General features: G+C 47.3%; 9 protein-coding genes. 2 read left to right on the top strand and 7 right to left on the bottom strand.

Translation table 11 applies throughout. From position 1 onward, the window contains the following. Positions 1-43: 43 nt before the first annotated feature. The 3 genes from ABIO93_RS04365 to ABIO93_RS04375 all read right to left on the bottom strand — a co-directional run bounded on the left by ABIO93_RS04365 (position 44) and on the right by ABIO93_RS04375 (position 6,562). The gene (locus ABIO93_RS04365) at positions 44-3,481 is read right to left on the bottom strand and encodes a family 16 glycoside hydrolase (protein WP_348064824.1); all 3,438 of its coding nucleotides are present in this window, start codon (positions 3,479-3,481) and stop codon (positions 44-46) included. Positions 3,482-3,563: 82 nt separating this feature from the next. Next, entirely contained in the window at positions 3,564-4,838 is a 1,275-nt protein-coding gene (locus ABIO93_RS04370) for a Gfo/Idh/MocA family oxidoreductase (RefSeq protein WP_348064826.1), read from the bottom strand. A gap of 164 nt (positions 4,839-5,002) precedes the next feature. Then, positions 5,003-6,562: an acyl-CoA carboxylase subunit beta gene (locus ABIO93_RS04375; protein ID WP_348064828.1), complete on the bottom strand. Its 1,560-nt coding sequence runs from the start codon at positions 6,560-6,562 to the stop codon at positions 5,003-5,005. 102 nt (positions 6,563-6,664) lie between these two features. On the opposite strand from ABIO93_RS04375, the gene porQ reads away from it, so the two are divergent. After that, positions 6,665-7,726, top strand: coding sequence for a type IX secretion system protein PorQ (gene porQ, locus ABIO93_RS04380; RefSeq protein WP_348064830.1), 1,062 nt, complete (start codon positions 6,665-6,667; stop codon positions 7,724-7,726). Positions 7,727-7,735: 9 nt separating this feature from the next. Here porQ and ABIO93_RS04385 read toward each other — a convergent pair whose 3' ends face one another. The 4 genes from ABIO93_RS04385 to ABIO93_RS04400 form a co-directional block, all read right to left on the bottom strand. Next, entirely contained in the window at positions 7,736-8,026 is a 291-nt protein-coding gene (locus ABIO93_RS04385; protein ID WP_348064832.1) for a transcriptional regulator, read from the bottom strand. Further along, the gene (locus ABIO93_RS04390) at positions 8,019-8,606 is read right to left on the bottom strand and encodes a hypothetical protein (protein ID WP_348064834.1); all 588 of its coding nucleotides are present in this window, start codon (positions 8,604-8,606) and stop codon (positions 8,019-8,021) included. Before ABIO93_RS04390 ends, ABIO93_RS04385 begins: the two co-directional genes overlap by 8 nt. Before the next feature lie 25 nt (positions 8,607-8,631). Then, entirely contained in the window at positions 8,632-9,144 is a 513-nt protein-coding gene (locus tag ABIO93_RS04395) for a hypothetical protein (protein ID WP_348064836.1), read from the bottom strand. A 114-nt stretch (positions 9,145-9,258) separates the two neighbouring features. Further along, the gene (locus ABIO93_RS04400; RefSeq protein WP_348064838.1) at positions 9,259-9,792 is read right to left on the bottom strand and encodes a dihydrofolate reductase family protein; all 534 of its coding nucleotides are present in this window, start codon (positions 9,790-9,792) and stop codon (positions 9,259-9,261) included. Positions 9,793-9,968: 176 nt separating this feature from the next. Between ABIO93_RS04400 and ABIO93_RS04405 the strand changes: the two genes are divergently transcribed. Further along, positions 9,969-11,432, top strand: coding sequence for a hypothetical protein (locus ABIO93_RS04405; protein ID WP_348064840.1), 1,464 nt, complete (start codon positions 9,969-9,971; stop codon positions 11,430-11,432). Positions 11,433-11,485 lie beyond the last annotated feature (53 nt).

The raw sequence follows: 11,485 nt of genomic DNA on the forward strand, positions 1-11,485 counted from the left end.
ACCAGATCAATTGGTCTTCATTTGGCATGATACCGGACTCTGACTATTTTTTCTTCTTCGCTTTTTTCTTGGTAGAAACTACGGGTGCCTCCACCGTTTTGGTCAGGTCATTGATACGGATGTTGCGGAATTTCAGCTCCGACCCGTGTCCCAAAAATCCAAGGTGACCGCTGGTACGGCTCAGTCCGGGATGCTCTTTGTGATCCACCGTGCCGTTTTTGCTGGCTTCCGCCAAGTCTCCGTCAAGAATTACTGTTCCGTTCAATGTTACTTTTATTTTAGATCCCTGAACGCGCATTTCTTCATAGTTCCATTCGCCCAGTGGTTTCAAAAATCCTCTTTTGGCAGGAATAATACCATAAGCTGAGCCGTGGTATTGATACTCATGCAGATCTTTGTAAACATCCGCGTCATTGTCCAGGATCTGGATTTCGGTTCCTACATAAGCGGCGTCACCTTCCATTGGAGTTCTGATCCCCAGTCCATTATTGGCTCCCGGTGTAAGCTGGAATTCAAAACGAAAATCGAAATCACTGTACTCATCTTTGGTATAAAGGTTACCGGAGCCGCCTTTTTTGGGATCAACGACCAGTTCGCCGTTTTCAATGAAGTAGTCGGTTTTATTGCCAACCCATTCAAACATATTGGTACCGTCAAAAAGGAGCTTGAAACCTTCTTTCTTTTCAGCCTCAGGCAATGCAAACTCAGGGCGCGGGATTTCGCGAACGTACACATCCCGGTAGTTGATCTGGTTGCCGTGCGCCTGCAATTCAAGTTGTTCTTTTGCGAAAATCGGCAGATTGCGGTCCCAGTAATTTTCCAGTACCACATTGTCCACCACATTCTCACCATTCAAATCCACCGAAACCCGGTCGCCGATCATGGTAATGTGGAAAGTGTTCCAGTCACCGATCGCATTGTCAGCCAGTTTGCTTGGTTTGCTTGGATTTTTCTGATTGTTATAAAGTCCTCCTGAGCCCACCTGCGCGCCTACGCTCACACGTGATGTATCCCAGATCTGTACCTGCGGTGTGCCGCGAAGGTATATTCCTGCGTCGCCGTCTTTCAGAATCTTCCAATCGACATACATTTCAAAATCGCCATACTGCTTCACAGTAGCTAGGTTATCGCCATGACCGGAGAAAACGAGTTCGCCGTCTTTCGCATACCAATCTTTATGAGCTGCATCATCCGCTTTTTTCTGTTTGGCAGCCAACGTATCAGGGCTCATTTTGCCACGCGCGATCGGATTTTCAACTAATCCTTTCCAACCAGCCAGGTCTTTTCCATTGAACAATGGAACAAAACCTTCACCAGTCGGCAGTTCCGACAAGTGCTTGCGGATGGATTCTTTTTGGTAATCGCTATCCTTGCCTGTCAGTATGGTCGCCGTTTTGGAAAGCAACTCACGGATTTCGGCGCTGTACAGGTTTTTGTTGGCCAATGCGATGGTCATCACAGCTTGTGCAGCCGCTTGCTGCGTAGCCGCATTGTCGAGGTATTTGCCTGCGAAAAGCAATGCATTGAATGTTCTATATTTAGATAATTCTTTCAGGATCAGCTCCTTCTGAGCATCGGTTTTGGCCAATGCCATCGCTTCACGCAGCATAATGACCTTGATAGCAGCCGTTTTCGGGGACTTGGCAGTAGCCGCTACATATCCTGATAATGCGGCATTTAGCTCTTCTGCGTCAGTAGTTTTCTTTGCGATGGCTAGCAATTCATTGGCCGCGCTGGCATCCGTCCAGGAAGCTAATGATTGGATCGCTGCCTTTTTAATAGCCGCATCGCCGCTTCCGTAAGCCGAAACGACAGAAGACAATGCTTTTTTGCCACCGATACTGGCCAGTACCGCCAGGTAATTCGCCTGTTTGTCAGCGGGAGAGGCCTGGATTTGTTTCAGGATCAGATCGCTTTGGGCAGTCACATCACCGGAACCCTTCACACCCGCACTGATCGCTTTTTGAACCGCGGTGATTTCTTCTGCACTCCCGCTAGCATTCAGCAATGTAAACAGCTGAGGCAGGTCGTTGCTGGTCGCAAGTGATTTCAATGCATCATATGCCGATTTTTTGACCTCAGGATTAGTACTTTTCAAAAGCGCCGACACAACAGCTAATTTCGAACTTGCAGCTCTTGCAGCCAGTACATCAATAACCGCAGGCTGGGCCGAAGCTGGCAAACCTGGCAACGCAGTAGCAAGCTGGTCAACGAGTTTGTCACCCTTGATGGTTAGCAAACTGCTTTTGACGGTCGCAATATCCTCCGCAGTACCGGATTTTAAAACAGACAACAAACCTGCTACACTTGCCTCTTGGCCGATTTTACCGGCAGCCCAGATAGCGGCCTTCTTCACTTTCGGATCTTTTGCATTCATTGATTTCAGAACAACCGGCAATGCATCTTTCGAATCGGCGCGGCCCAGCATTGTGATGATCTCAGCCTGTACTTCCGGTTTTGCTTTTTTCAATGCATTCAGCCACGGCGTGGTACCGTCGGCCATCAGGTATTTCTGGCCCAGTTTCAAAGCTGCAGCACGATATTGTGCGTCTGTACTTTGCAATGCATTGACCAGCACCGGAACAGATTCACGCTTTTTAATGTCAGCGTAAACTTTCAATGCAGACGAACGGGTAGCGTTTTGCTTTGCGTCCGGGGTATTTTTGATGAGCGCCAAGGCTGCTTTTTCAGCTGCGGGAGCACTTCCATTTTCTGCAAGTCTGGCGAGATATTTAATGTAAACCGCTGTGGCATCGGCTTCATCGTAGCCGTAAGCCACTTTTTGAGCTGCTGCCGCTAAAATAGGTTCAGAAGAAGGAACGCCGATTTCGGAAAGGGCGTACAAACTTACTTTGCGTAAATTGAGGTCACTATTGGTCGCAGTTTTTTCAATGGTACCTGCTGCTTCTTTGTAGCGGCTGGCTCCCAATGCTTCCGTAATGGCGATCTGGCTGGCGCCCGAGGCTCCGGCCAATGCTTGCAATAACGCTGCTCCGGCTGCTGGCGAGGCGATTCTTGCCAAAGCCCTGGAAGCTGGTCCTGCCAGTCTCTCGTCCGTCAGATAGGATTTCAAAACATTCACAGACTCGTCCTTACCAACAGTTTGAATCTGATAAATAAGGAAATTTTTGCTGTCTGGATCATTCACTTTTGAAAGCGCCTCACCATAAGCTTCGGCGGCTGCCTGACGTAATGGTTCTTTGCCTGCCTGCGACGCGTAGTAGGTAAAACCACCCAATGCATACTGAATTTTGGTATTATCTCCCTTGCCAAGCGGCGTCAGCATGGAGGCGATCTGCACCAGGCCTGGTTTGCCAAGCTGGGCAAGCTCTTCCATGTTCTTTTTTAATGCGGCTTCATTCTGCGAAGGGAATTTGGACAATAACCCCGTCACCTTGGCGGTCAACGAGTTGTCTGTCTGGGCCATAACCTGCATTGCGATCAGGCAGAGGGCCAGTATGGTATATAATTTTCTTTTCATTTGGGTTGAAGCTATTGGCATACAGCTTTTAGCTATTAGCTGTTAGCTTTTTTGAGTTCGGTTTAATAGAATAGGATGTTTTCTAAATCGTCCAGGGGCCGCGCATGGGCTGGTTGATCAGACGGTTCGCACCTTCATCATCAATGAATTCCTGTTTTTCAGGATCAAATTTCAATGAGCGTCCCAGTCTTAATGCAGCAAGTCCCATGTTGACGATAGTACATGACCGGTGGCCATTTTCCTCGTTAAGGGCAAACTTTTTACGGTTTTTAACAGCATCTACAAAGTCAGTTACCTGCGGTTCCGGGTCGGGGAAAGCAGCCAGTTTCTTTTCAAGATCAGGAATGTCGGATTGGAAATTCTGATAAAGCTTTCCTTTCGGTCCTTCAATGTAGGCTACCTTTTCATCTTTGGCTTCCCCATCGAGCACGATCTGGCAACCGTCGGCATAGGTGTAGGTAATGCGTCGCCAGGTGCCTACGGCTTCGGTATGCTGTTGTGGGGCGTCAATTTCGACACTTACCGGGCTGGTATCGTCTTTGCCGAGGAAATATTGAATGGGGTCAATATAATGCTGGCCCATATCGCCAAGCCCACCGCCATCATAATCCCAATATCCACGGAAAGTCTGGTGAACGCGGTGTTCACTGTACGGCTTGTAGGGAGCAGGGCCCAGCCACATTTCGTAATCCAGTTCCGCTGGGACGGGCTGGGGCGCATTGTTGGTTTTGCCTACCCAGTAAAATTTCCAGTCAAAACCGGTATGCTTGCTCACGGTCACTTTCAATGGCCAGCCTAGCAAGCCGCTCTGAACTAACTTTTTAATGGGTTTTACGGTCGTTTTCATGCCGTAAAAATTATCTTCAAACCTGAACCAGGTATTAAGGCGAAATATTCTACCATGCTGCTGAACGGCTTCTACCAAACGCTTTCCCTCTCCAATGGTACGAGTCATCGGTTTTTCACACCAAACATCCTTACCAGCACGCGCTGCGTCGGCGGCAATGATCCCGTGCCAGTGCGGAGGAGTAGCCACGTGCACAATGTCCACCTCGGGAAGTTGGATCAGCTCGCGATAGTCCGAAAAGGTTTTTACACCCTTATCCACCATGCCCACTGCAATGTCCAGATGCTTTTTGTCGACATCACACAATGCCACCACTTTGGTACCTGCATAAGGAATATGTCCGCGGCCCATCGAGCCGGTTCCTATAATGGCCTTGGTCAACTGGTCACTGGGGGCGATGTAGCCCTTGCCGAGGACGTGACGCGGTACAATTGAAAATGTGGCCAGCGTCGCCAGTGAGCCTTTGATGAACTTTCTCCTGGACGCAGAGGTGCCTTTCTTTTCTTTCATTGGTTAAGGATATTTTAGGAAATACAAATTATTAATAAGTAGTTGTGAAATTATGACAATAGTTGGAATGTAGCAAAACAAGCTGCGTGTTCGTGAACATTAATTCAGAATTACCCAATAATGCCTATCATTTCGACTTACATTCCTATGTAATCATTGGCTGATCATAGCGGAATATTGCCATGCTTTTTACGGGGTAGGACATCTACTTTGTTTTCGAGCATTTCAAAAGCTCTGATCAGTTTTTCACGGGTTTGTTCCGGGTAAATCACTTCGTCTATATAACCACGATAAGCTGCGCGGTAGGGATTGGTGAATTTTTCTTTATAGTCATCAATTTTTTCCTGAAGCTTCTCCTCCGGGTTTTCAGCCTGGGCGATTTCTCTTTTAAAAATAATCTCGGCCGCGCCGCTGGCTCCCATTACAGCAATTTCGGCACTGGGCCAGGCAAAGTTCATATCCGCACCAATGTGCTTGGAATTCATTACATCATAAGCGCCCCCGTACGCCTTGCGGGTAATGACGGTGATACGCGGTACCGTCGCTTCGCAAAATGCGTAAAGCAATTTCGCGCCATTAGTGATAATTCCGTTCCATTCCTGATCGGTACCGGGCAGGAAGCCGGGTACATCTTCAAGTACCAGTAACGGAATGTTGAAGCAATCGCAAAAGCGTACAAATCGGGCTGCTTTTTGGCTCGCGTGGATGTCGAGGACACCGGCCAGGACCGCGGGCTGATTGGCAATGATACCAATGCTCCGGCCTGCAATGCGGGCAAAACCTACAACAATGTTATCTGCAAAATGTTGATGTACTTCTAAAAAACTGTCCGCATCGGACAATTCTGAAATGACATCCCGCATATCATAGGGCTGATTGGCGCTGTCGGGGATAATGGTATTTAATGCTGGCCGCAGCTCGTTTCCCATCGTGTAGGGATATCTGGGTGCGTCATCTTCGCAATTTTGCGGGACGTAGCTGAGGAGTTTTTTAATCGCTAAAAGGCATTCTACCTCATTGGGTGACACAAAATGGGTGACGCCGGACTTGGTAGCATGCGTCATCGCGCCGCCGAGCTCTTCGGAAGTTACTTCTTCATGCGTGACCGTTTTGACTACATTAGGGCCGGTCACAAACATATAGCTGGTGTTTTCAACCATTAAGATAAAATCCGTAATGGCCGGGGAATATACAGCACCGCCCGCGCAAGGTCCCATCACGGCCGAAATTTGCGGGATCACGCCGCTGGCCAATGTATTTTTATAAAATATATCCGCATATCCCGCCAATGAAAGCACACCTTCCTGAATCCTCGCACCTCCCGAATCATTCAGGCCGATGACAGGCGCACCGTTTTTCATAGCGAGATCCATGATCTTGCATATTTTCTCGGCATGTGTTTCCGAAAGTGAACCGCCAAAAACGGTGAAGTCCTGTGCGTAAATGTAAGTGAGGCGACCATTCACTTTTCCATAACCAGTTACCACGCCGTCGCCCAGGTAATGTTCTTTATCCAGCCCGAAGTCTTTGCTGCGGTGCATCACAAACTTCCCGATCTCTTCAAATGAGCCTTCGTCCAGCAGTACCGCCACGCGTTCGCGGGCGGTTAACTTTCCTTTGTCATGTTGTGCCTGTATTCTCTTTTCACCACCGCCCAAATCGGCTTCTGCATTTTTCTGGTCTAAAAGTTCTTTTTTTGAAGTTGCGGCAGATACTGATTCCATGTAATACGGACGATATGGTTACATTTGTTTTTGTACAGATTATAAATATAGCGTCATTTTACTGATTCGGGAAATTATTGCATTCTTATGAGGCCGATTGGAATGTGTGTTTATTTGTGGGCAGCGCTTCTGTTTGGATGTCAGGGGATTGTGTTGGCGCAGGCTACCGGCGGGCGAAGTAAACTCGATTTTCTACAACTGCCAACCCAGGCAAAAAGTACTGCCATCGGAGCCCGTCATTTTACCTTACCCGGCAATGATCCTGCATTATTTCTTCAAAACCCGGCATTGCTGGACTCTTCCAAGGCAAGCAATGTATCCGTAAATATCATGCCGTATCTGGCTGATACCAGGTTTGTTAACGCTGCGTATGCACATGGTATCAAAAAATCAACGGGTGTGTGGGCAGTGGGTTTGCAGTATTTGAATTATGGCACGATGGTGGAGACCGACGACATTGGGAATGTGATCGGGGAGTTCAGAGCGGCTGACTATGGCTTGTCGGCTGGGTACGGACATACGATCGGTGCATTCACTTTGGGCGGGACATTGAAGCTGGTCGGAGCGTCTGTCGAGGCTTACAATGTTTGGGGGCTGTCTTTGGATTGGGGTGGGGTTTTCAAGCATCCGAAAAAGGATTTCACGGCTGGGTTTGTCGTCAAGAACCTTGGGTTTTTGAAACAAAATTATAATGCCGTCAATGACCCGTTACTACCACTGGATGTACGGTTAGGGCTGACATTCAAACCGGAATATATGCCGATTCGTGTTTCTATGACGGTTCACCATCTCAACAAATTTGATATGGTTTACAATGATCCCAACCTGTTTTTTAAGTATGATATCAATGGCAAAAGAATCCCGAGAAAAATTGGTGTCGCCGAAAAACTAGGCCGCCATATTTCGCTGGGAGCCGAGGCATTGATACATCCCAACTTCCGGATTTTGCTTGGATACGACCATTTGCGGAGGCAGGAATTACGGCTTACCAATCGCGGAGCATTGGCAGGATTTTCGTTCGGGGCGTGGTTGAGGATCAAAAAATTTGAAGTAGGTTATGGTCGGGCGCAGTACGTGCCGGGTTTTGGAAGCAGCTCGCTTTCGGTCGTGATGAATTTGAAGAATGGCTTTGTGAAGGAGCCGGCGAGCAAGCTAATGAAATAGGGTAGGCGGCTACTTGCTGATGTTAATGTACTTTTCCAGCGCTTTTACATAATTCTCAAATGCAGTGGTGCCCGCTGCGGAGATCCTGCACATGGTTTGCGGATAATTTTCTTTAAAGCTTTTTTGGACCTCAATGTATCCGGCATCTTTCAGTTTCGAGATCTGTACACTTAGATTGCCGGCTGTCGCCCCCGTTTTTTCTTTGATATAAGTAAATTCAGCCTCCCGAACATTCATCAGTAAGGATATGACCGCCAATCGCAGTTGCTGGTGAAGCAATGGATCAAGTTCTTCAAACATTTTGTCTTTTAAAATTCGCCCTCAATAGATAGCCGGGCACAATATAGCTGCAAATAACCGCTAGTCCCAATAAAAGCAGCTGCTGCTGGAACGGAGCGAAGAATGCAGCCAGGGCAATGGGCCAGTTGAGCGCGCCACCGATAATGAGCGGCCGGAACCGCAATGCACCGCCGGAAGCGAATGTGCCTATCCCATAAAACAGTATCAAAACAGGGTATACCTTGTCCATTCCAACTTTTGGCATCACCAGGAGCATTAGCATAATGGATACCAGGAAGCCACCCCAGAGGTAGGTCATAAACTCATCGACGTAGGTTTTAACGCGGCGCTTTTTGGTCCTGCTGCTGAAATATATTCCTGCAATTACGCCCGCTACCGGCATGCTCATCCAGGTAATGAACGGATATTTGAAATCGGTGAACGTCATGAGCACGTAGTGCCCGAGCGTCGCGAAAAGGACCAGCCAGCCCCACAACAGATACAGGTATCCATCTTCATTAATGCCTTTTTTGGTGGCAGTTATCATTTGTTGAATGACCAGAAGGCTTTCTTTTTCTGTCATAGGGTGCTCGGTTTCCATCTTTTTTGAGAGTAGGATTGCTGGATTATATTGTTTTGTCCAATGTCATTTCAAAGTTCTTGTACCATTTGTTACCGTCCGGGCTGAACTCGCCGACCTCATGCCACTGCCCTTTTTCGTTGATCTGAATGTTGTATCTCACCTTCGCCCCATTACCCATATCAAAGCCCCATTCGAACCATTTCTCACCTTTTGGGATAAAATAGGCGTCGGTGCTCATCCCATTTTCCCGGTATGCACGGAAGTTATACTTTTCGGTCTGCTTATTATAGGAAACGATCCCCAATGCATGAAAAACTTCCTTACCATTTTCAGACCCGATGCCTTCTACGTGCAGCACATTTTTGTTGAGCATTAATTTTACGTCCTCCTTTTGAGCCAAAGTCTTCGAATTGTTAGGCCCCAGAGAAACCCAGGCCGGGCCGCTCCATTTACCTTCCAGAAAGGCCAGTTTTTCAATAGCCGGATTGGAAGTTTCTTGTGCTATGGCATGAGAACGGCCAGCAAGCAAAATGCAGATGAGTAATAAGTTTTTCATTTGAAAAGAGAGTTGATTAGTTAAATGATTTTTCAAATGTAAACTAGTTTATAATATAAACCAAATTAATAAAAAATATCCGACAAGTACATTGCCGGACGTAACTGACAGGTTCTAAGCGATTTTCCTTTTATAATGTAGCTGAACCAGCCCGGACTCGAAGCTTTCGGAACTGATGAATTCGAGATTTTGTGCAGGACGCCCGCCTTTAAACAGCCTGATACCGTCTCCCAAAAAAGTAGGGATTAGAGAAACGATGAAGTCATCGAACAGGTCGTGTTGCATCAGCAGGTTGACTACTTCGGCGCCACCGTCGACGAAAATGTCCTTGCCTTCCTGCTGTTTCAGGTCGGTAACCAATTCTTTGAGATCGCCTGTGAAAAATTGAATGTTACCAATGTCCGGCTTGGCGGAACGGGTAACAATGTAGCTTTTCTTGTCGGCATGCGGATAGTCGAAACCCATTGAAAGCACTTTATCGTAGGTTTTTCTTCCGATAATGACTGTGTCAATGGTTTCTATAAATTTTCCATAGCCATAATCCTGTCCCGGTTGTTCGACTATGGACAGAAATCCAAGGTCATCATCATTTGTAGCAATGTACCCGTCCAGACTGGCGGCAATGTAAAGAATCACTTTTTTGCTCATTGGTGTTCGTTGATTTGTGATGTGAGGCAGTTAAGGGGATACTTTTCGCAGGAAAAAAGTTGGAAGGATTTGAATGTTATTTTCAGATTATCTTTTGTTCACAATTGCTTAATGATGCGTTAAAATTGGTGAGCGATGGCGGGGTTAGCTTTGTAATCTTTCAAAACTATCTCACCATGAACAACAATTTTTCTCTCATTCAAAGGACAGCCGCGGCCGTACTGATCTGCGGTTCGATGACTTTTACCAGCTGTATCAAAGACCACGAGCCGCCGGTAACTTCCGCGAAATTAATCAACAGATCCGTTAACCCTTCGTTGATCAGGACTTTACCAGGCTTTGAGGACCTGAAAATCACAACCTTAATCAGTTCTGACGACAAGCTGCAGGATTCTCCTGACTTCATTTACGGCGCCCAGCCAGACGGCGGTGCATTCGTGAAAAACCCGAATGGAGAAGGCTATGTGATGATCAACAATCATGAAATCCACTTTTCGGTATCACGGGTTTACCTGGATAAGGAATTGAAACCAATTAAGGGTGAATACATTGTGGACGCGGAAGGCGGACAATGGCGGTTATGCTCTGCTACTTTGGCCACACCTCAGGAACATGGTTTCGGCCCTGTTTTCCTCACAGCCGGTGAAAGTAGCTCAGAGTCGATGACGCACGCGATCGATCCTTTTGCTCCTGCCGACAAAAAGAACAAAACAAGAACTGTGAGTGCATTCGGTAAATGGAATGCTGAAAATGCGGTACCATTGCCTAAGGATGCCTTTCCTGGTAAAACTGTGATTATCATCGGAGAGGATGATACCAACGGGCAGCTTGTAGCCTACGTTTCGGACGTAGTAGGAGACTTGAATAACGGTAAATTGTACGCACTCCGCCGCACAAACCAGGAAAGTGTGGAGACCGATATGGTAAAAGGCCAGGTGTACGACGTGGAATTTGTGCCGTTTGATGATGTGAAGACTAGTACCGGAACGCAATTGCAGGCACAGACGGTGGACAAGAAAATGATCCAGTTTGCACGCGTTGAAGATATTGATTACAAAAAAGGCGGCAATGGTGCAGGCCGTGACATTTACTTCACAGCAACAGGCGTGAGCCAGGCTGATAAAGTAACTCCGGTAGCTGGTAAGAATATGTGGGGACGTGTTTACAACCTGAAATTCGATGCTGCGAATCCATTGATCGGCAAGTTGCAAATCATCATGGACGGTGAGGATAAGCCAGGTGGCTTCATCGTGAACCCGGACAACATTTGCGTAACGGAAAACTATGTGTACGTGCAGGAAGACGGTGATTCATTCTATAAAAACAATGACCACGACGGTACGATCTGGCAGTATAACCTTGCTACCAAGCAGAGCAAAGCAATGCTGCAGATGCATCACCGACGCGACGATGGATTGTTCAATGCGAAGTATAACTCGGTAGGTAACAACTCACTAAGCACCTGGGAGTACGGCGCGATGATCGATATTTCGGATGTAGTAGGCATTCCGGAAACATTTATGATCAACCTGCACCCGCATACCTGGCAGGATGATAAATACAAAGGTGCCGACGGAAGCGGCATTTCGACCAATAAGGAAGGTGGCCAGACGGTCATCGTTCAAGGGATCAAAAAATAACAAATACTGCTGTATCATATTGGAAGGCCTTTTCAGGAGGGCCTTCCTTGTTT

The organism is Dyadobacter sp., assembly GCF_039919315.1.
GTDB lineage: Bacteria > Bacteroidota > Bacteroidia > Cytophagales > Spirosomataceae > Dyadobacter.